Origin of the sequence: Companilactobacillus alimentarius DSM 20249, assembly GCF_002849895.1 — a bacterium.
GTDB classification, from domain to species: Bacteria; Bacillota; Bacilli; order Lactobacillales; family Lactobacillaceae; genus Companilactobacillus; species Companilactobacillus alimentarius.
Genome location: NZ_CP018867.1, coordinates 1,308,928 through 1,329,647, shown reverse-complemented (window position 1 = coordinate 1,329,647; position 20,720 = coordinate 1,308,928). Strand labels below are relative to the sequence as shown.

The following is a 20,720-nucleotide window of genomic DNA, read 5'->3' as shown; positions in this document are numbered from 1 at the left end:
TTATCGTGCAAGAAAAAATTGAGGAGTTAAAGGAATTACTTAAGCAAGCTAATTTTGTAACTTTTCTAACTGGTGCAGGTGTTTCCGTGCCATCAGGGATTCCCGATTATCGTTCCAAAAATGGATTGTATAAGCGAAAGAACTATAATTTTCCACCTGAATATATGTTGAGTCATGACAACTTGCTCAAACATCCCGATATTTTTCATGACTTTGTTGTCCAAAACATGTATTTTCCAGATGCACAACCGAATATCATTCATCAAAAAATGGCTCAGATCAGCAATCAAAAGGGTGCTATTGTCACTCAAAACGTTGATAAATTGCATACCAAAGCTGGAGCTGAAAATGTGGTTGAATTTCATGGTAATTTATACGATGACATTCACTGCTTAACTTGTGGAAAGCAATTTGATTATAAAGAATACTTGAAGGATTATCGGCATCACAAAGATAATGGGATTATTCGCCCGGGAACGACTGTTTTGTATGGCGAAAATATTAATCCTAAGAACTTTCAAAATGCCGCATTAATGGTCCAAAAGGCTGATTTATTAGTTGTTGTAGGAACAAGTTTTAAGGTTTATCCTTTTGCAGGATTATTAGAATACAGTTCACCACAAGCTAAATTGGTCGTAATTAATAAAGAAGATCTAAATATCGATTCGTCGATTTTAGCAATTGACGATGACGCAACGAACGTTTTTTCACAAATATAAAAAAATGCTATACTTAATATCAATTTGAAAGTGGTGGAGGTTAATATATTGACTGAAGAGAAAAAGACTTTTTACATTACAACACCCATTTATTATCCATCAGGAAAATTAACAATTGGGAACTCATACACAACGATTGCAGCGGACACTTTGGCTCGTTACAAGCGCAATGAGGGCTATGATGTATTCTTCCTTACAGGAACGGATGAACATGGTCTAAAAATCGAACAAAAAGCTGAAGAGAAGCATATGCAACCTAAAGAATATGTTGACATGATGGCTAAAGGAATCAAGGAGCTTTGGAAGAAGCTTGATATCTCAAATGATAAATTCATTAGAACAACTGATGAATATCACGTTAAGGCTGTTCAAAAGATTTTTGAACGTCTACTTAAGCAAGGGGATATTTATTTGGGTGAATATTCCGGATGGTATTCAGTCGATGATGAAGAATACTTTACCGAATCACAATTGGACGAAGTTTACCGTGATGATAATGGCAAAGTTATTGGAGGAATGGCACCATCTGGTCATGAAGTACAACTAGTTAAAGAACCTTGTTACTTCTTTAAGATGAGCAAGTATGCTGACCGCTTGTTGAAATATTACCAAGATAATCCAACTTTCATCGAACCAGAGATTCGTAAGAACGAAATGATCAATAACTTTATTAAACCAGGACTAGAAGACTTGTCAATTTCACGAACAAGTTTTAACTGGGGAATTAAAGTTCCAAGTAATCCAGAACATGTCGTTTACGTTTGGCTAGATGCTTTGATGAACTATATCACTGCTCTAGGTTACGGCAGCGACGATGAAACGCTCTTTAATAAATTCTGGCCTGCTGATGTGCAATTTGTAGGTAAAGAAATCGTTCGTTTCCATACAATCTATTGGCCAATCTTCTTGATGGCACTAGATTTGCCACTACCTAAGCAAGTCTTTGGTCACGGTTGGTTATTGATGAGAAACGGTAAAATGTCTAAATCTAAAGGCAATGTCGTTTATCCTGAAATGTTGGTTTCTCGATATGGATTGGATTCATTACGTTATTATTTGATGCGTGCTATTCCATTCGGCAATGATGGTACCTTTACACCAGAAGATTACATTGATCGTATTAATTATGATTTGGCAAATGATTTAGGTAATTTGTTGAACCGAACAATTTCAATGATAAATAAATATGACGATGGAAAAGTCTTGTCAATTGCTGCAGTGACAGACTTAGATAAAGATTTGGAGAAAATTTATGCTGATACCTTAAAAGAGTATCGTCAACATATGGATAAGTTTGAATTTCCTGACGCTTTAGCTTCAGTTTGGGCTTTCATTAGTCGTGCTAATAAGTACATTGATGAAACTAAACCTTGGGCTTTAGCTAAAGATGATAGTAAGAAAGCCGAATTACAAGCTGTTCTTGGTCATCTAGCTGAATCATTGCGTTTGATTGCTCTATTGATCAGTCCAGTAATGACTCAATCTCCAGTAAAGATCTTTAATCAATTAGGACTCGACTATAAAGAGGATAAGTCACTTGATTTCGGCGATACTGTAGTGGGAAAAACTGTTACAAGTAAACCAGAACCAATCTTCCCTCGTCTTGACACTGATGAAGAAGTTAAGTATATCAAGGACAAGATGGCTGAGGAACAAGTTAAAAATGGTGGCGGCAAGTTGAGTAAATCAGCTCAAGCTAAGACAAAGGTTCAAAAAGAAAATGATGATGGTTTCCCTAAGGAAATCGAATTTGATGATTTCACAAAGGTTAAAATGGTTGTAACTGAGATTCTTGATGTGAAACCAGTGGAAAATTCTAGTAAATTATTGCAGTTCAAACTTGATGATGGTTCAGGCATTGATCGTCAGATCCTTTCAGGCATGCACAAGTACTATCCAGATTACAAAGAATTGATTGGTAAGAAAGTTCTAGCCGTCGTTAACCTTAAGCCACGTAAGATGGTGGGCGAATGGAGTAACGGAATGCTGCTTTCAACTGAAAAAGATGACGAAGTTAAACTTGCTATCGTGGATAATTCACACAAAAATGGAGCTATTTTAGGTTAATGAAAATATTTGATACGCACACACATTTAAACGATGAGGCTTTTGTAGGGAAGACACAGCAATTTATTGATAATGCGAAAGAATTGGACGTTGTAGAGATGGCTATCATTGGTTCTAATGAAGCCTTCAATCTTGAAGCTATCCGTTTAGCTCAAAACTATCAACCGCTACATGCTGTGGTCGGTTGGCATCCAGAATTTGCCAAGGAATACAACGAAGAACAATTAGTTAATCAGATCAAATTACCTGAGGTTGTAGGAATTGGTGAGATTGGTTTGGATTATCATTGGGAAGAAGATCCTGATCCTAAGATTCAACAAAAAGTTTTGATTCAACAATTAGATGTTGCTAAGCAGTACAATATGCCCGTTTCGATTCATTGTCGTGATGCCTTTGAAGATATGTATCAAATTTTGAAAGATCATGATATGTCTAAATCAGGAATTATTTTGCATAGTTTTAATGGAGATGTTGATTGGCTCAATAAGTTCTTAGACTTAGGATTATGGATCTCATACAGTGGTGTCGTTTCGTTCAAGAATGCACCGGAAGTTCATGAGTCTGCTAAGAATACGCCATTGGATCGTTTATTGGTTGAAACTGACGCGCCATATCTCACTCCTGAGCCATATCGTGGTCACGCTAATCAACCAGCCTATACGAGATATGTCGTTGACGCGATTGCTAAGTACAAGGATATCGCTCCTAGTGAAGTGGCTAGTGCGACATTTAAGAATGCTCACAAAGTGTACAATTTATAATTATGAAAAAAATAAAAGAAATTATAGTTGTTGAAGGAAAATCTGATACGAATCGTTTAAAAGATTGTTTTGGTGACGATGTCGATACGATTGAAACAACTGGTTCAGCTCTGAATGCTGAAACAATAGAACATATCAAGATTGCTCAAGAAAAACGAGGCGTAATAATCTTCACTGACCCAGATTTTAACGGCAATCGTTTGCGAACAATCATTCAAAAAGCTGTGCCTAATGCAAAACAAGCCTTTTTACCACGTTCACAAGCAGTTCCTAAAAAAAGCGACGGCAGTTTGGGTATTGAACATGCTAAGGACGAAGATATTAAGTCTGCATTACAGGCAGTTTATACGAGAACTGAAAACAATTTTGAAAATTATGACTATGACGATATGGTTGATTTAGGATTGGTCGGTCAAACTGATTCACACCAACGGAGGCTATTTGTTGGTTCAGAGTTAAAAATTGGCTATACGAATGCTAAACAATTTCTAAGTCGACTTAATATGTTTCAAATAGCACCACAAGATTTAGTCACGACTGTTAAAAAATTTGATAAAGGAAGTACCCATGACACAAAATAGATTAAGCATCGCTGATCCTATTCGTACCAATGACATCATGCGTAAATATAAATTACGTGCTAAAAAAAGTTTAGGACAAAATTTTTTAACGAATGAAAAAGTTTTGGATGAAATTGTTGATGCCAGTGGCTTAAAGTCTGATGAAATAGCAATTGAGATTGGTCCTGGTATTGGAGCCTTAACAGAGAAGTTAGCACAAGTGGCGAAGAAAGTTTATGCTTTTGAAATTGATGAGAATTTGATTCCTATTTTGGCTGATACTTTACAGTATTACGATAATATTGAAGTCATTAATCAAGATATTTTAAAAGTGGATTTAGATAAATTCGTACAAGATCATGATTTGGAAGGTAAGACAATTAAAGTTGTCGCCAATTTGCCTTATTACATCACTACGCCAATCATGTTGAACTTGATCAATAGCGATTATCCATTCCAATCATTGGTTTTGATGATGCAAAAAGAAGTGGCACAGCGGGTAACAGCGAATCCGGGACATCGCGAGTACGGTTCTTTAACAATTGCCGTTCAAACACAAATGAATGCACGAATTGATCGAATCGTTGGTCGCAATTCATTTATTCCTCGTCCCAAAGTTGATTCGGCCGTAGCTGTTTTGGATCGGCTGCCAAAGGATAAAATTGATATTGCTGATCCAGTCTTTTTCAACAAAGTCGTTCGCTCAGCTTTTGCTCACAAGCGAAAGAGTTTAATGAACAATTTGTTGAATTGGCAAGGTCGAACTGATGAAAATCGTGAAAAGATTAAGACGATTTTTGAAAAATGTGGAATTGCTGAAAATGCCCGTGCAGAGCAGGTCTCCATTGATCAGTTCAAAAAGATGACTGAAGAATTTAAAAATAATTAACTAATCAATGAATTAAATTCTTGAAATTTTCAATAAAACGTGGTAAAATTTCACTCCTAAGGAGTGATTATTATAATGCCAACATCATTGAAGACAATCAAGAGTCGTTTAGATTCACACTTAGGTGAGAATTTGACTATTGTTGCACAAGCAGGTCGTAAGAAAGTTATCCGCCGTCGCGGAACTTTATCAGAAACGTTTCATTCAGTCTTTGTTGTAGATTTGGATCAAAATGAAAATTCATTTGAAAGAGTTTCCTATAGCTATGCCGATCTATTAACAAAGTCAATTGATATTCACTTTGATAGTGAACCCGAGGCCGAAGCTGAAACAGATTCTGAAGCCGAAGCTGAATAATAAGAACTCGTTAGTGGACTCGTACAGTCCTATATAAAAAGAACAAGCTCGATAATAAAAAATATCCAATCATGCATAGTAAAGTGCAACACAAAAGTTAGACAAAATTGAATATTGTTAAGCTGATAAGGCATGTTCCCTGTATTCGCGGGGAGTCATGCCTTTTGTTTTTCTTGAGATGCGTCGATTGTTAAACCAATCGACGTACTCCTTAGAAAGTTTCCTAAATTCTTTCATATCTTTACAAGGTGGAAATCCATTGAGACATTCTGTTTTGAATAGATGAAAGAAACTTTCGATTGGCGCATTGTCGAGACAATTTCCTTTGCGAGACATGCTCTGTATAAATCCATCTTCAGAAAGCCTATCAGTATAATAATTTAGTTGATAATGCCAGCCTTGATCTGAATGTATCACTGGGTTGCTTCCTTTAGGTATAACTGTCGTTAATTCATTTAATGTATCCATAATTAATTTACTATTGGGACTATTACTTACTTGGAACGCTAGAACTTCTTTGCTTGCCTCGTCGGTAATTGCGGAAACATAAGCCCATTCGTTATCCCTTAAACGAACTTGTGTGACATCTGTATGCAGGACTTTAAAGGGCTCAGTTTCATTAAACTGTTGATGTAAAATGTTGTGTGCGACCTTTCCAACAGTTCCTTTATATGAGGAATACTTTCCATTTTTATGACGATTATAAAGATTTACTTGAACATTTAACTCATTCATCAAGCGACGAGCTACGGCATCTGCTATGTGAATATCTAGTTTAATTAATCCTTCTTGTACGCGACGATAACCGTAGGTTAGGCGTCCACGACATTTTCCACTTTCAGTAATTTTTAATATTTCAGTTTTTATATCTTTGTACTTATCTACATGATTTTTGATACGTTTACGCTCATCATGGTAAGTGGCCTTTTTAAGTCCAATGGCCTTAAGAATATCGCCTATCTTATACCGTTCTGCTTTTGGAAGAGACTCTTGTTCTACCCTGATCTGATCAACTATTTGTGTTTTTTTGCGTCCTTTGAAGTTCCGAACAGGGTCATTGATTTTTTTAAAATATCATTCTCCAACTTTGTGTCATATAATTCTTGATTCTTCTTTGCGAGTTCCTCGCGAAGTTGATCTAATTCATTCTTGTTTATTAAATGACGTAATTTCTTTTTATCATTTTTCACTTTGGATTTTCTGCCTTTCGGATGAGACTTCAAGGCTTCTATGCCATGTTTATTGAATGCCGTTCTCCAGGAACTAATCTGACACTTGTTAACATCAAATCTGGCGGATACTTCAGCTAAAGTTTCATCATGAGTTTGATAGTAGTTTATCACATCAATTTTAAATTCAGCTGAAAAGCTCCGTTTAGTTTTTTTTCGCTTAAGCGAGTCTACGCCGCTTAAGCGATATTTTTGAATCCAGAAACTGACTTGCCGTTTAGGTAAATTATGTTTCTCTGAGAGACTTTGCATGCTGGTTCTACCTTGGAGGTATTCACCAACAACCTCTGCCTTTAATTTTGAACTGTATTTAACCATATAAAAAGCGCTCCATAACTGTTAGATTTCTTGTCTAACAATTATGAAGCACTTTACATAGTGTGATTGGATATTTTTTTGCGGATAAGTCTTAAATTTTAAAAATTATGTTTCAAACTATATTTTTATCAATAAATTTAGTAAAATGATATGGTTTACATTCAAAAAAATATGAATTGTTCATAGTTTTGCTTTATAATCTTGTAGAGAGATACGTTTTAGGAGAAAAAAAGATGAAAACACGAAGAAGCGAACGTTTAATTGATATGACTCGCTATTTATTGGAACGACCACATACGCTGATTTCTTTAGCGTTTTTTGCGGATCGTTATGAATCAGCTAAGTCATCAATATCTGAGGATTTAGGAATCTTGAGAAGAACCTTCATGATTAGAGGGATTGGAGTTTTGGAGACTCTACCTGGAGCTGGCGGTGGCGTTATTTTTACACCAGGAATTTCTAAGAAAGAAGCTACGGAATTTGTCGAAGAGACTTCTAAGAAGTTAGTTGAACCCAACCGTATTCTACCCGGAGGTTACTTGTACTTAACAGACCTTTTAGCTGATCCTGAATTATTAAGAAATGTCGGTCGAATGATTGCAACACAGTATTCACAAAGTTCAATTGATGTAGTAATGACTGTTGCTACTAAAGGTATTCCGATTGCCCAAAGTGTGGCTAATTTCTTGAATATCCCGTTTGTGATTGTCCGTCGAGATTCTAAAATTACTGAAGGATCAACCATCAGCGTTAATTATGCCTCCGGATCGTCAGATCGAGTAGAAAAGATGGAACTTTCTAAGCGTAGTTTAGAAGAGGGTTCACGAGTTCTAGTAGTTGATGATTTCATGAAGGGTGGCGGAACTATCAATGGATTGCGTAGTTTGATCTCTGAATTCAATGCAATCTTTGTCGGTGCCACTGTTTTTGCGGAAAATATTAACATCAACAGTCAATTTGGCGATTCTGATGTAACATCAATCTTTAAGGTAACTAAAATTGATACTAAAAATCGAATTTTGAACGTTGAACCAGGAAATTATTTAACAAATACTGATTTTAGCTATTTTGAATAAATTCTTGATTGAGCAGTTATATGGAATAATGCTATTATATATAAGGATATTTGAATGACTGAAGGGAGTTTCTGATGTCGAATCGTTATGTAATAATTCTTGCTGCCGGAAAAGGTACAAGAATGAAGTCGAGACTATACAAAGTATTGCATCCTGTTGCAGGTAGAGCAATGGTCGACCATGTTTTGACACAAGTTGAAAAAATTAAACCTGACTTTGTTGAAACTGTTATTGGCAATGGTGCTGATAAGGTTAGAGATTTGCTTGGCGACAGAACTAAGTATGCTTTGCAAGAAGAACAGTTAGGTACAGCCAATGCTGTAATGCAAGCTGAAAAGGATTTGGGTGGCAAGGAAGGTATAACCTTGATTGTTAATGGTGACACGCCATTATTTACCGCCGAAACTTTTGAGAATTTACTTGATTATCATGAAAAGGAAGCAGCTGCCGTTACTATTTTGACAGCACATGCCGACAATCCATTTGGTTACGGACGAATTGTCCGTGATAATGGTGGCAATGTTGAAAAAATTGTTGAGCAAAAGGATGCTTCAAAGAGTGAGCAAGAAATTCAAGAAATTAATACTGGTGTATTATGTTTTGACAATAAGTTGTTGTTTGAAAACTTACATAAGGTCAACAATGATAATGCTCAAGGCGAATATTATTTGCCAGATGTAATTTCATTGCTTAAAGAACAAGGTAAAAAAGTTTCAGCCTTTGAAATGGCTGACTTAAGCGAGTCATTGGGTGTCAATGATCGTGTGGCTTTGTCGCAAGCTGAAAAAATTATGCAAAGAAGAATCAACGAAAATCATATGCGTGACGGTGTTACGATTGTTGATCCAGACAACACTTACATTGATGTTGATGTTGAAATTGGCAATGATACTGTAATTGAACCTAATGTAAAGATTTTTGGAAAAACAACTATTGGTTCTGAGTGTGTGATTGGTTCAGATTCAAGAATTTCTGATTCAGAGATTCAAGACAATGTTGAAGTTATTAGTTCAACAATTGAAAAAGCTGTGATGCACAAGGGTAGTAATATTGGACCTAATTCACATCTTAGACCTAAGGCTGAGATTGGCAGAGATGTACATATTGGTAATTTCTGTGAGATCAAAAATGCTAAAATCGGTGATAGAACTAAAGTAGGTCATCTAACTTATGTTGGTGATGCTACTTTAGGAACTGATATTAATGTCGGTTGTGGAGTTGTTTTCGTCAACTATGATGGCGTTAAGAAGTGGCACAGTGATATTGGTGACCATTCATTTATCGGTAGCAATTCAAATATTATTGCTCCAGTAGAAATGGCTGACCATTCATTTATTGCAGCTGGTTCAACTATCACAAGTGATATTCCAAAGCATGCGATGGCAATTGCACGTCAAAGACAAACTAATAAAGAAGATTTTTGGGAAAGATTACCACTATCAAAAAGTGAAGATTGGAAATAAGGGTGAATAATTAAATGTCATTTCAAAATAATGAACGACGAATGAAAATTTTTGCATTGAATTCTAACAAACCTTTAGCAGAAAAAATTGCTAAGGTCGTTGGAGTACCACTAGGAAAGTCATCAGTTACACGTTTTAGTGATGGCGAGATTCAAATTAACATTGAAGAAAGTATTCGTGGTGCCGAAGTTTTCTTGATTCAATCAACTTCAGCTCCTGTTAATGATAATTTGATGGAATTGTTGATCATGGTTGATGCACTAAGACGTGCTTCAGCTAGTGTGATCAATGTCGTAATTCCATATTATGGCTACGCTAGACAAGATCGTAAATCACGTTCACGTGAACCTATTACAGCTAAATTAGTTGCTAATATGTTGGAACGTGACGGTGTTGATCGTGTACTTGCACTTGACCTTCATGCTGCACAAATTCAAGGATTCTTCGATATTCCAGTTGATCATTTGATGGGTGCTCCTTTGTTAGCTGATTACTTCCTAACAAACCACCTTGAAGAAGGCGCTGTAGTTGTTTCACCTGATCATGGTGGTGTAACACGTGCTAGAAAATTGGCTGAATTCTTGAAGACTCCAATCGCTATTATTGATAAACGTAGACCACGTGCCAATGTTGCCGAAGTTATGAATATTATTGGTAATGTTAAAGGCAAACGCGCCATCATTATTGATGACATGATTGATACAGCTGGTACAATCTCACTAGCTTCACAAGCTTTGATGGATGCCGGTGCTACTGAAGTTTATGCATGTTGTACACACCCAATTCTTTCTGGTCCAGCTATTGAAAGAATTGAAGCATCACCAATCAAGACCTTAGTCGTAACAGATTCAATCAATCTTCCTAAAGAAAAAATTATTGATAAGATGGTTCAAGTTTCCGTTGGACCACTTATCGGTGAAGCAATCAAACGAGTATATGACAATGAACCAGTCAGTCCTTTGTTTGATACACGTTTCCAATCAAAGAAGACAAAATAAAGCATATTTATGTTGTAAATTAGAAAAAGAGTCACTTCTAAAAAAGTGGCTCTTTTTTATATGGTTAAATAGTTTATTGTTTAAACATCTCGTGATAACATGAGCAATATAAAGGACCGTAAAGGTCAGTTGGGGTGATAAAATGAAACAGTATAAGATTATCGTTTGGGGTCTCGGGAATGTTGGTAGAGCAGCAATTAGAATGATTCAAGAAAAACAATCGTTGAAATTGGTTGCAGCAGTTGACGTAGACCCAAAGAAAATTGGTCGAGATGCTGGTGAAATTTTTAATTTTCCAAAGACAGGAATTACTGTAACAGATAGTATCGAAGAAGCAGTTAAATTAGATGCTGATGTAGTTTTGGATTACACGCCTTTAGTTCGTGATAAAAAAGGTGGTTTCACGCCTAGTGCAGAAGATATCTGCAAGGTATTAAGGGCAAAGAAGAATGTAATTACAACCTTGCCTATTTATTATTCCCAAGCAACAACGCCAGATTTATATAAAATGATTAATGATACGGCAAAAGAAAATAATGTTTCATACTTACCAACCGGATTACTACCAGGAGCTTATGCATCATATATCCCGATTGTTTTGTCAGGCTTGATGGGTCGAGTTGATAAGATTACAGTTCAGTCAGGAGAAGATGACCAGCATAATTATTCTAGTTGGGTCAAAGTCTTTGGTTATGGCATGGACCCAGATAAATTCCCTCAAGATAAACTTAAATTAGGGATTGCTTCTTATTACGTTTCCGGAGTTTACGAAATGGGCGAACGTTTGGGTTTCAAATTTGATGATATGAAGGTTGATCATGAGTGGTATACGGCACCAGTTGACCTACATCCAATTTTTGGACTTGTAAAGAAAGGAACGCTTTGTGGACATAAATTTACAATGAGTGGCATGGTAAATGGTGAAGTTAAGGCTAGCTTGATCTATGTGCATAAGATTTGTGACGATGTGGTTAAGACTCCAGCGATTGATAATGAAATTCATATTGAAGGGATGCCAAAATCCTTGGATATCAGTATCAATGGTATGATGCCACTGGACGAGAGTTATGTAACCAGTGCTGCACCAAGTGTCAATGTTATACCAATGGTAGTCGACGGTAAGAGTGGATTCTTGCAAGCTTTAGATTTGAAAGTTGTTACACCGTTAAGATAATAGAGTATAGAAAAATACCTGTACTAATTGAGATTTCATCAATTAACACAGGTATTTTATTTTGCTATCTTCATTTTCTAGTAACGATTATTATTGTCATGTCTTTGTTGATATCTCAATAAATCACGGATTTGTTGTAAGTATTCAGTTTGTGGATCGGGGATCTCGTCACCATTTTTATCAAACTTACTACGTGAACCATCACGACGCATTTTGTTCATCATTTTAACGATTACAAAGACAACGAACATAACGATTAGGAAATTGATTATGGCATTGATGAAGTCACCAATTAAGAAGTTTGCACCTAAAACTTGGAACTTCATATCTGATAAATCAATTTGCCCAATAATGAGACCAATTAGCGGATTTAAAATGTAGGTAGTTAGCGCTGATACCAAACTATTGAAGGCGGCACCAACGATAACACCGACGGCTAAGTCAACAACACTACCACGGGAAATGAATTCTTGGAATTCCTTAAACATTTTCGCCAAATTCTCCTTCATTGATTTTTACAAGTACAGACTTCACTTTACTATATTTTTTCAAAATTGAAAGAGGGGACATAAAAATTTAGCTGATTTTTAACATAAATGATGCATGAATTAATAATTATTGTTTGATATATTGGGCGTATTTCTTTTTAATATCGCTCAAATCAGTTAATGCCAACTTTTGATTAACTTCATCGGTCATTGACTTCTTAATTTCATCGCTCCAATTGAAGTATTTAGCCATATAATCTATAACGTTAGTTTTGATGGTTTTCATATGCTTTAAATCAAAAAGCATTTGACTGCTTCGACGTAATAAATAGTCGATGGGATGTTCAACCATTTCATTTACTAAACCATAGTTGAGCATAGCCCAATCAATTCTAGGTAATCTGGCCTTTGTCTTAGTGCTGGGAAGAAGCTCAAAAATATCAGAAACGTTAGAACCATATCTTTGAACCAATTTTTCGGCTTGTGTTCTAGTTAAATCATAGTTAGTGATACCATCATGGACAGCTTCGTCAAAGAAGTCCATCCAATTTTCTCCGCCACCGACATCGCCGCCGCCAAGAATCAAGTCTTTAGTTTGAGCAGATTGAAATTCATAACTAGTTTCAACTGATAACTGTTCAGCAACACGATCGACAATCTTCTCGGCCATTTTCCGATAACCAGTTAATTTGCCACCGGCAATGGATAGGAGACCACTTGTGGATTGGAAAATTTCGTCTTTTCGAGAAATTTCTGAAGGAGATTTACCTTCTTCTTGAATCAAGGGACGTACGCCAGCCCAACCAGTTTCGACATCATCTGGGGTTAAGTGTTCTGGTAGATCAAACATCTGATTAGCCGCTGCCAAAATATAAGTCACATCAATAGCAGTAATAGTTGGTTCTTTTGGATCTTTCTCCCAGGTAGTATCGGTAGTTCCAATATAAGTTTTACCTTCACGGGGAATAGCGAACATCATTCTGCCATCATGGAATGGTGTGTCAAAGTAAATTGAATTAGAAATGGGGAATTTTTCATGATCGATGACTAAATGAACGCCCTTGGTCAAATGGAGATGTTTACCCTTATCAGAATCATCCATTTTTCTAATCTCATCGACCCAAGGACCACAGGCGTTGACAACTTTACGAGCATGAATCTCGCCAATTTCTCCAGTAATCGAATCTTTAAAAGTAACGCCACAGACTCTTCCTTGATCGTAGAGCAATCCGGTAGCTTTAACGTAGTTAGCAATTTTTGCTCCCAAGTCATTAGCTTTTTTCAAAACTTCTAAGGTTAGTCGAGCATCGTCAGTGCGATACTCGACATAAACACCGGCACCCTTAAGATTTTCAGATTTAAGATAGGGTTCACGTTCTAAAGTATCACGTGAATTTAACATGTACTTTCTTTCGGAATGTTTGACCTCGGCAAGTCGATCGTAAACGTCTAAGCCAATGGCTGTAGTGAAAGGTCCAAAAGTACCGCCATCGTAAAATGGCAACATCATTTTTAGTGGTGTTGTGATTTGTGGTGCATTGTTGTAAACAATTGCCCGTTCACTGCCGACTTCATGGACTTCCTTAATAGCAGCTTGTTTTAAGTAACGCAAGCCACCATGAACTAATTTGGTCGATCTACTAGAAGTTCCTGAAGCAAAGTCTCGCATTTCGATTAAACCAGATTGAATCTGACGGCTTTGAGCATCTAAAATAATGCCGCTACCAGTAATCCCGCCACCGATAACTAGGAGATCCAATTCTTTATCTTGCATTTCTTGAAGATTCTTGGTCCTTGTTTCATTAGAAAATTCTTTCATGTTTCGCCCTCCAATCGCTCAGTTATGATTAGATTTCTGATCATAGTTTGCTGAATAAGAATTACGTGATGATATTGTGTTATACACATTTATTTTAATAAAATTTTAGGAAATTTGAAAGCGTTATAGTCTTAAACTATTTTGTCGTTGTGAATGTGTTCTTGGAATTTATCATACTCATTGCTGAAAATATCGTCAGCATGTTTGATTAACATGGACTTAGGAAAGTAAAAACGTTCATCTCCAGAAATTTTACCAGTCAAAGCATTAACTAATCGACTGATAGTTGACAATTCGATTAAGGAACCATCATCTTGCATGATCTCAATTTGAGTTCGACTCTTGTTGGAATTGGGATTGTAAACATCGTAAGGTAAGTCGTAACTTGTATTAGTAGCAGTGTAGTATTTCTTTTGGAAACCGACACTTTCCACGATGTCGGCGATTTGTGGCAATAAATGCTTAGTCTTTTTATCATATTTGGCTGACTTAAAGGGTTTACGGGCTAAGAAACGGTAAGATAAATCTTTAAGAATTTCATCGGGATAATTTTGCCAAAGTGTGAAGTAAGTATTCAAAACGCCGTCATCTAATTGTAGATAATCATTGATATTAACATTATTCTCAAAGAAAGGAATCAGTAAATTAGGCATTTCAAAGCCATTCATATGGTTGTGTTCGTAGAGATCTTTGGCCCGTTGTAAAAGTTTAGTCAAAACGACCTCCATACCACGAGAAACCGGGTGGAAATAAACTTGTTGATACATTTGAAAACGGCTGAGTACATAGTCTTCAACCGCGTGCATTCCATCGTAGTCAAAAGCAATTCCGTTTTTATAAGGGCGCATTACACGTAAGATCCTTGTTAGATCAAACATGCCATACTTGGTCCCGGTAAAGTAGGCGTCACGGAGTAAATAATCCATCCGATCAGCGTCAATTTGACTAGAGATCATTTGGACGACTTGGGGATTAGGATAAGTATGTGAAATGACACTAGCAACTTTTTGCGGGAAATCTTCTGAGACTTGACGTAAAACTTGGTTGATCTCAGTTTCGGGTGAGGTAATAATTTTTCTAGTCCACATTTCATGATCAGTGTCAAAAATATGTTCGAAGGTGTGCGAATAAGGACCATGACCAACATCGTGTAACAATGCAGCACACAGGGCAACGATTCTTTCGTTGTCGTCCCACAAACCGTCGCCAGGAGTTTTGGAAGAATAATTTTGTTTGAAGTTGTCGCAGATTTGACGTGTGATTTCGTAGACTCCGATACAGTGTCCAAAGCGGGAATGTTCTGCACCATGGAAAGTGAATGAGGCAGTTCCTAATTGTTTAACTCGACGCAAACGTTGAAATTCTTTAGTGTTGATTAGATCTAAAATAACCTTGTGTTGAACGTGGATATAATTATGAATTGGATCGCGGAAAACTTTCTCACGTGGTAACATTTCAATATTGTATGACATTATTTTTCCTCCAATAGCTTTTGATTTCTTTTAATTAAATCTTTTAATGTAGCATTATAAGCGTCTCGATAAGGTTGGGAATTTTGGATAATAAAGAAGTCGCTTTTATTGATAGTATAACTTTTAGCTAGTGTCTTGAGAATTCTTTGCTTAGCCTGATCTAGTGTTAATTTAATTCCCAATAGTTGATCCAAGTTTTCCATTACGTGAAGATCGATATTAGGATATTCAATTTTTTTTGAGGGTGGGAAATTACTGATCTCGTAAAAGTCTTTCATCAATTGGCTGCGATTCTTTTGGTTGCCATTGATACCAATATAGGCCATGATTGCCACAGCATTGCCAGAACGACGCTGTGAGATACCAGCAAATTTCTTCTGATTGATACTCAAGTCAAAGGTTCCAGGACAATACGAATTGGTGATTTCTCCAGTCTGAATATTTGGAGAAAAACTTTCTTTTAAAACGGTGTACATTTTTTCGTAAGCATCGTCAATTAAAAGATTATCTTTATCAGGTAAGAAAATGGTAAAATTGAGGATTCCTGAATCAGTAACAACTCCAAGACCTCCAGAATTTCTTAGGTAGAATAAATAATTTTTTTCTGATAACATGTCTAAGCCAGCAGTCAAATTACTAAGACGCTTGTCCTGCATCCCTAAAATAACTGTCGGTGGTGTGACCCAAAAATGAATCACAGGTTGATTATTTTCGGAGACAAATTTTAAAATGGCACCAGTATCTGAAAATGGAATAAGCAGATCCTTGTTAGAGCTTATTTTTTGGTCGTATAATATAATAGAATTGTTCACTTAATCACTTCTTTTAATTAATTAATATAATTTTAGCATGCAGAGGCGGTAAGGATTGGAAAATAATAGTATTGATATAAATGTGAACTTAAGTATTGAAACTTTTCAAGAGGGAAATTTGACGAGGACTAAAATTGCGGAACCTGGAAAATTTACCCAGATTGGCAAGTCGATTTACTTAAGATTTAATGAAAGTCTAGAGAATGGTGCTAAGGCATCTATTCTGGTAAAGGTTGCTGGAGATGGTGAGATTCACGTTAAACGAGTTGCCAAAGATACTAATCTCTCTTCACTTTTATATTTTACACATCAGAAGCACAATAATGGACAGTTAGAAACTGAATATGGGGTTTTGCCTTTAGATACTTTTACTAAGGATTCACAGATAGAAATTGTTAGTAAACCACTTTCAGGAAAAATAAATATTGATTATGACTTGGTTTACGACAATAATGTAATAGGTAATTACAAGTTTAGATTGATTTTTGGCGTATAGGTAGATATGATTATAAGTAAGACGCTGCGAAAGGACGTGTACACGTTTGAAGTTTGATAAATTCAAGGATCAAAATAAAGACGAACTCTCATTGATTGAGGTTGCATATGAGATTCTTAACGAGAACAAGAAGGAAGTTATGAACTTCTCTGACATCGTTAATGAAATCCAAGACTACTTAGGCAAGTCGGATGAAGAAGTCAAGAAGTCACTTCCACAATTTTATACTGATTTGAATAATGATGGTAGTTTTCTTTCACTTGGTGAAAATGTTTGGGGACTACGTAAATGGTATCCATATGATTCAGTTGATGAGGAAGTAAATCATCCTGAGGATAATGGTACTGAAAATACTCATAAGGCTGCTCAAAAGGTTAATGCCTTCTTGAGTGACGATGATGACGATGACGATGTTGTTGATTATGATGATGACAACGATCTCGATGTTTCTGATATGGATGATGACGATGACAGTGATGGTTCTGATAATGGACCAGATCTATCGAAGTTCACTAATTCAGATATAACTTCAGTTGATGATGATGACGATGATGCTCATGATGATGGACTAGAAGATGGTATCGAAGGTCAATTATCTGAATTTGACGCGGATGATGATGATGAAGACATCGATCTCGACGAAGACGATGAAGATGATGACGACGAAGACGATGACGAAAATAATTAAAAATTCGAATTAAAAGTTTGACGACTCGAACATATCACGGTATTATATAGTTCGGGCTCTATTAGATAGACAACTTTAAGTTCCCTGTTCATGTTGAATAGGGGACTTTTTTATTTTTGTGAGTAAGAAATCCCTAGAATTAATATGTGGAGGAAGTTATGACTAAATACATTTTTATTACAGGTGGAGTCGTTTCATCATTAGGTAAGGGAATCGTTGCCGCATCCCTTGGAAGATTATTAAAAAATCGCGGCCTTAAGGTGACAATGCAAAAGTTCGATCCATATATCAACGTGGACCCAGGAACAATGAGTCCATACCAACACGGTGAAGTTTTTGTTACTAACGATGGTACAGAAACTGATCTTGACCTTGGACATTATGAAAGATTTATCGATAATGATTTGAACAAGTACTCAAATGTTACAACTGGTAAAATCTATTCAGAAGTTATTCGTCGTGAACGCCGTGGAGATTACAACGGTGCAACTGTTCAAGTTATTCCACATATTACAGATATGATCAAACAAAAGATCATGCGTGCTGCTTCAACAACTGATTCAGACGTTATCATCACTGAAGTTGGTGGTACTGTTGGAGATATCGAATCACAACCATATCTTGAAGCTTTGCGTCAAATGAAAGCTGAAGTTGGTTCTGAAAACGTTGTTTATATTCATACATCACTAGTGCCTTACTTGAAGGCTGCTGGCGAAATGAAGACAAAACCAACACAACACAGTGTTAAGGAATTACGTGGTATCGGTATTCAACCAAATATTTTGGTTGTTAGAACTGAACTTCCAATGCCACAAAACATGAAGGACAAGATTGCATCATTTTGTGATGTTGATCCTGAAGCAGTTATCGAATCCCGTGATGCTAGTTCACTTTATGATGTTCCTTTGAATTTGCAAGCACAAAACTTCGATGATATCGTTTGCCGTTACTTGCATCTTGATACTAAAGAAGCTGACATGGGTGATTGGCATAAGTTGGTCGACCGTGTACATAATTTGAAGCATAAGACTAAAATTACAATGGTTGGTAAGTATACTAAATTACAAGATGCTTACATTTCCGTTACAGAAGCTCTTCGTTCCGCTGGATACGTTTATAATACAGAAATAGAAATCGAGAAAATCTCAGCTGATTTGATCAACGAAGATAATGTGGCTGATTACTTGAAAGATTCTGATGGAATTCTAGTTCCCGGTGGTTTTGGTAGCCGTGGTCTAGAAGGTATGATTGCTTCAATCAAGTATGCTCGTGAACATGATGTACCATATCTTGGTTTATGTTTAGGTATGCAAATGGCAAGTATCGAATTTGCTAGAGATGTAGCTGGTATCAAAGACGCTACGACTGGTGAAATTGATGAAAATGCTGCTCATAAGATTATTGATATTATGGCAGATAAAAAAGATGTTGAAGATCGTGGCGGTACTTTACGTTTGGGCTCATATCCATGTAAACTAAAGCCAGGTACAAAGACTGCAGCAGCTTACGGTAATCAATCAGTTATTCAAGAGAGACATCGTCATAGATATGAATTTAACAATGAATATCGTAAACAATTTGAAGACTTGGGATTAGTCTTCTCAGGTGTTTCACCAGACAATCATTTGGTTGAAGTTATTGAAATTCCTGAAAATAAATTCTTCGTCGCTGCTCAATACCATCCAGAATTCTTGTCAAGACCAACTAAACCAGAAGGCTTGTTCAAAGCCTTTATCGGTGCAGCCTCAGGTCTTAAAGAAGAAGATATGTAATCTTCTTTTGAAGTAGTTAAATATAGTTAGGAAAAAGCTTATGCAAAAACTTGTAATCAACGGTGGGAAAAAATTATCAGGTGAAGTGACAATTGGCGGAGCTAAGAATAGTACCGTAGCTTTGATTCCAGCTGCCATTTTGTCTGAGACACCTGTAGTGTTAGATTCGGTACCACAAATTAGAGATGTAAAAAATTTGCGTTCAATTTTAAAAGATATGAACGTTACTTCTGAAATGAATAATGATGTACTAAAAATTGATCCAACAAAAATCCATTTTGCTGAATTACCTAGTGGAAAAGTTAGTAGCTTGAGAGCTTCATATTATTTTATGGGAGCAATGCTAGGTCGTTTTGGTAAAGCAGTTGTTGGTTTTCCCGGTGGGGATGATATTGGACCACGTCCGATCGATCAACATATCAAAGGATTTGAAGCACTAGGTGCACACGTTGAGAACAGACATGGGCAAATCATTATTACAACTCCTGAAGAAGGTCTTAAAGGAGCTAAAATCTTTTTAGATATGGTTTCAGTAGGGGCAACAATTAATGTTATTCTGGCAGCTGTTAAGGCTAAGGGAACAACTATAATTGAAAATGCTGCTAAGGAGCCAGAAATTATTGATTTAGCAACATTTTTGAATAACATGGGAGCAGTCATTCGTGGTGTAGGGACAGAAACTATTAGAATTGAAGGTGTAGAGACACTTCGTTCGAATAATGCCCACACTATTATTCCAGACCGGATCGAAGCGGGAACTTATTTGAGTTTAGCTGCAGCTAATGGTGGTGATATTTTGGTGAAAAATATTATCAGTGAACATTTGGATGCCTTTTTAGCTAAGCTTGATGAAATGGGCGTTAATTTAGAGGTTGGTGAAGATAGTATCTTCGTTAAACCCTCTCCTAATCTAAAGGCCGTTAATATTAAGACAATGCCATATCCAGGTTTTGCGACAGATCTTCAACAACCAATTACTCCATTACTGATGAAAGCTAGTGGTGAGGCAATGGTCGTTGATACAATCTATCCAAAACGAGTAAAACATATTGCTCAATTGACAAAAATGGGTGCTAATATCACTAGCGAAAATGATCTGATTTTTGTTCATGGCGGTACCAAATTAAAGGGCGCTAATGTGACAGCAGAAGAGATCAGAGCAGGAGCTTGTTTGATGATTGCCGGACTATTGGCTGATGGTCAAACCGTGATTGATCATGCTGAAAATATTTTACGTGGATACGATCAAGTTGTTTGGAAACTTCATTGCTTGAACGCTGATGTAAAATTGATCGGCAAAGATGATTTGGTTTAGCCTTGACTTTAAGAATTTAAATTGGTAGCTTTATAGATAGATTAAAACAAGAGAGGAAGTGCGCCGTTGAGAAGATAAGCTTGAGTTAAAAATTATACAAATATAGAAATATATGGTGTGTAATTTGGCTCGGCTTGAAATTCTCAACAGTGCTTCCCAAAAGTAAACTAGGGAACGCTGTTTAGCGTTCTCTTTTTTTGTCGAATTTATTAAAGTCGATCCACAACACACCTTAAGTGAGGTGTTG

At 36.4% G+C, this 20,720-nt stretch carries 20 protein-coding genes; 14 read left to right on the top strand and 6 right to left on the bottom strand.

The features are described 5' to 3' along the window. The first annotated feature begins 17 nt into the window (after positions 1-17). The 6 genes from LA20249_RS06380 to LA20249_RS06355 all read left to right on the top strand — a co-directional run bounded on the left by LA20249_RS06380 (position 18) and on the right by LA20249_RS06355 (position 5,353). Positions 18-719, top strand: a complete 702-nt coding sequence (locus LA20249_RS06380) for an NAD-dependent protein deacylase (RefSeq protein ID WP_057738388.1) — start codon at positions 18-20, stop codon at positions 717-719. A 48-nt stretch (positions 720-767) separates the two neighbouring features. Continuing rightward, positions 768-2,786, top strand: coding sequence for a methionine--tRNA ligase (gene metG / locus LA20249_RS06375; RefSeq protein WP_083477905.1), 2,019 nt, complete (start codon positions 768-770; stop codon positions 2,784-2,786). Continuing rightward, a complete protein-coding gene (locus tag LA20249_RS06370; RefSeq protein WP_057738366.1) occupies positions 2,786-3,547 on the top strand; it encodes a TatD family hydrolase in 762 nt (253 codons plus the stop codon). Before metG ends, LA20249_RS06370 begins: the two co-directional genes overlap by 1 nt. Positions 3,548-3,549: 2 nt before the next feature. Continuing rightward, positions 3,550-4,128, top strand: coding sequence for a ribonuclease M5 (rnmV, locus tag LA20249_RS06365; RefSeq protein WP_057738368.1), 579 nt, complete (start codon positions 3,550-3,552; stop codon positions 4,126-4,128). Beyond that, positions 4,115-4,996: a 16S rRNA (adenine(1518)-N(6)/adenine(1519)-N(6))-dimethyltransferase RsmA gene (rsmA, locus tag LA20249_RS06360; RefSeq protein ID WP_057738370.1), complete on the top strand. Its 882-nt coding sequence runs from the start codon at positions 4,115-4,117 to the stop codon at positions 4,994-4,996. The genes rnmV and rsmA overlap by 14 nt, the downstream gene beginning before the upstream one ends. A gap of 75 nt (positions 4,997-5,071) precedes the next feature. Further along, the gene (locus tag LA20249_RS06355) at positions 5,072-5,353 is read left to right on the top strand and encodes a Veg family protein (RefSeq protein WP_057738372.1); all 282 of its coding nucleotides are present in this window, start codon (positions 5,072-5,074) and stop codon (positions 5,351-5,353) included. A gap of 117 nt (positions 5,354-5,470) precedes the next feature. Here the strand turns inward: LA20249_RS06355 and LA20249_RS06350 are convergent, their stop codons facing one another. Then, positions 5,471-6,358, bottom strand: a complete 888-nt coding sequence (locus tag LA20249_RS06350; protein WP_313811430.1) for an IS3 family transposase — start codon at positions 6,356-6,358, stop codon at positions 5,471-5,473. 8 nt (positions 6,359-6,366) lie between these two features. Further along, entirely contained in the window at positions 6,367-6,900 is a 534-nt protein-coding gene (locus tag LA20249_RS06345; RefSeq protein WP_101836851.1) for a helix-turn-helix domain-containing protein, read from the bottom strand. A 233-nt stretch (positions 6,901-7,133) separates the two neighbouring features. Here LA20249_RS06345 and purR point away from each other — a divergent pair, with 233 nt between their 5' ends. From purR to LA20249_RS06325, 4 genes are all read left to right on the top strand, one after another. After that, entirely contained in the window at positions 7,134-7,976 is an 843-nt protein-coding gene (purR, locus tag LA20249_RS06340) for a pur operon repressor (protein ID WP_057739167.1), read from the top strand. Between the two features lie 74 nt (positions 7,977-8,050). Next, positions 8,051-9,439: a bifunctional UDP-N-acetylglucosamine diphosphorylase/glucosamine-1-phosphate N-acetyltransferase GlmU gene (glmU, locus tag LA20249_RS06335; protein WP_057739166.1), complete on the top strand. Its 1,389-nt coding sequence runs from the start codon at positions 8,051-8,053 to the stop codon at positions 9,437-9,439. A gap of 14 nt (positions 9,440-9,453) precedes the next feature. Next, positions 9,454-10,437, top strand: coding sequence for a ribose-phosphate diphosphokinase (locus tag LA20249_RS06330; RefSeq protein ID WP_057739165.1), 984 nt, complete (start codon positions 9,454-9,456; stop codon positions 10,435-10,437). Positions 10,438-10,579: 142 nt separating this feature from the next. Beyond that, positions 10,580-11,611 carry a hypothetical protein gene (locus LA20249_RS06325; protein ID WP_057739164.1) on the top strand — a complete coding sequence of 344 codons (1,032 nt, stop codon included), beginning with the start codon at positions 10,580-10,582 and terminating at the stop codon, positions 11,609-11,611. Positions 11,612-11,688: 77 nt separating this feature from the next. Here LA20249_RS06325 and mscL read toward each other — a convergent pair whose 3' ends face one another. The 4 genes from mscL to LA20249_RS06305 form a co-directional block, all read right to left on the bottom strand. Continuing rightward, positions 11,689-12,099, bottom strand: a complete 411-nt coding sequence (mscL, locus tag LA20249_RS06320; RefSeq protein WP_057739163.1) for a large conductance mechanosensitive channel protein MscL — start codon at positions 12,097-12,099, stop codon at positions 11,689-11,691. A gap of 127 nt (positions 12,100-12,226) precedes the next feature. Beyond that, entirely contained in the window at positions 12,227-13,918 is a 1,692-nt protein-coding gene (locus LA20249_RS06315) for a glycerol-3-phosphate dehydrogenase/oxidase (RefSeq protein ID WP_057739162.1), read from the bottom strand. 131 nt (positions 13,919-14,049) lie between these two features. After that, positions 14,050-15,390, bottom strand: a complete 1,341-nt coding sequence (locus LA20249_RS06310) for an HD domain-containing protein (protein ID WP_057739161.1) — start codon at positions 15,388-15,390, stop codon at positions 14,050-14,052. Beyond that, positions 15,390-16,202, bottom strand: coding sequence for a lipoate--protein ligase family protein (locus LA20249_RS06305; protein ID WP_057739160.1), 813 nt, complete (start codon positions 16,200-16,202; stop codon positions 15,390-15,392). Before LA20249_RS06305 ends, LA20249_RS06310 begins: the two co-directional genes overlap by 1 nt. Positions 16,203-16,257: 55 nt before the next feature. On the opposite strand from LA20249_RS06305, the gene LA20249_RS06300 reads away from it, so the two are divergent. The 4 genes from LA20249_RS06300 (at position 16,258) to LA20249_RS06285 (ending at position 20,473) form a co-directional block, all read left to right on the top strand. Next, positions 16,258-16,698, top strand: coding sequence for a YwiB family protein (locus LA20249_RS06300; protein WP_057739159.1), 441 nt, complete (start codon positions 16,258-16,260; stop codon positions 16,696-16,698). 46 nt (positions 16,699-16,744) lie between these two features. After that, the gene (gene rpoE / locus LA20249_RS06295) at positions 16,745-17,386 is read left to right on the top strand and encodes a DNA-directed RNA polymerase subunit delta (RefSeq protein WP_057739158.1); all 642 of its coding nucleotides are present in this window, start codon (positions 16,745-16,747) and stop codon (positions 17,384-17,386) included. A 158-nt stretch (positions 17,387-17,544) separates the two neighbouring features. Next, positions 17,545-19,158 (top strand): CTP synthase, encoded by a 1,614-nt coding sequence (locus tag LA20249_RS06290; protein WP_057739157.1) that lies wholly within the window; start codon positions 17,545-17,547, stop codon positions 19,156-19,158. A gap of 40 nt (positions 19,159-19,198) precedes the next feature. Next, entirely contained in the window at positions 19,199-20,473 is a 1,275-nt protein-coding gene (locus LA20249_RS06285) for a UDP-N-acetylglucosamine 1-carboxyvinyltransferase (protein ID WP_057739156.1), read from the top strand. The last annotated feature ends 247 nt before the right edge of the window (positions 20,474-20,720 follow it).

Bases quoted from the DNA above. Each gene is read 5' to 3' on its own strand.
- rsmA (WP_057738370.1), top strand. From the start codon at position 4,115: ATGACACAAAATAGATTAAGCATCGCTGATCCTATTCGTACCAATGAC.
- glmU (WP_057739166.1), top strand. From the start codon at position 8,051: ATGTCGAATCGTTATGTAATAATTCTTGCTGCCGGAAAAGGTACAAGA.
- LA20249_RS06285 (WP_057739156.1), top strand. From the start codon at position 19,199: ATGCAAAAACTTGTAATCAACGGTGGGAAAAAATTATCAGGTGAAGTG.
- LA20249_RS06330 (WP_057739165.1), top strand. From the start codon at position 9,454: ATGTCATTTCAAAATAATGAACGACGAATGAAAATTTTTGCATTGAAT.
- LA20249_RS06310 (WP_057739161.1), bottom strand. From the start codon at position 15,390: ATGTCATACAATATTGAAATGTTACCACGTGAGAAAGTTTTCCGCGAT.
- LA20249_RS06370 (WP_057738366.1), top strand. From the start codon at position 2,786: ATGAAAATATTTGATACGCACACACATTTAAACGATGAGGCTTTTGTA.
- LA20249_RS06355 (WP_057738372.1), top strand. From the start codon at position 5,072: ATGCCAACATCATTGAAGACAATCAAGAGTCGTTTAGATTCACACTTA.
- LA20249_RS06325 (WP_057739164.1), top strand. From the start codon at position 10,580: ATGAAACAGTATAAGATTATCGTTTGGGGTCTCGGGAATGTTGGTAGA.
- LA20249_RS06290 (WP_057739157.1), top strand. From the start codon at position 17,545: ATGACTAAATACATTTTTATTACAGGTGGAGTCGTTTCATCATTAGGT.
- LA20249_RS06315 (WP_057739162.1), bottom strand. From the start codon at position 13,918: ATGAAAGAATTTTCTAATGAAACAAGGACCAAGAATCTTCAAGAAATG.
- LA20249_RS06345 (WP_101836851.1), bottom strand. From the start codon at position 6,900: ATGGTTAAATACAGTTCAAAATTAAAGGCAGAGGTTGTTGGTGAATAC.
- mscL (WP_057739163.1), bottom strand. From the start codon at position 12,099: ATGTTTAAGGAATTCCAAGAATTCATTTCCCGTGGTAGTGTTGTTGAC.
- rnmV (WP_057738368.1), top strand. From the start codon at position 3,550: ATGAAAAAAATAAAAGAAATTATAGTTGTTGAAGGAAAATCTGATACG.
- purR (WP_057739167.1), top strand. From the start codon at position 7,134: ATGAAAACACGAAGAAGCGAACGTTTAATTGATATGACTCGCTATTTA.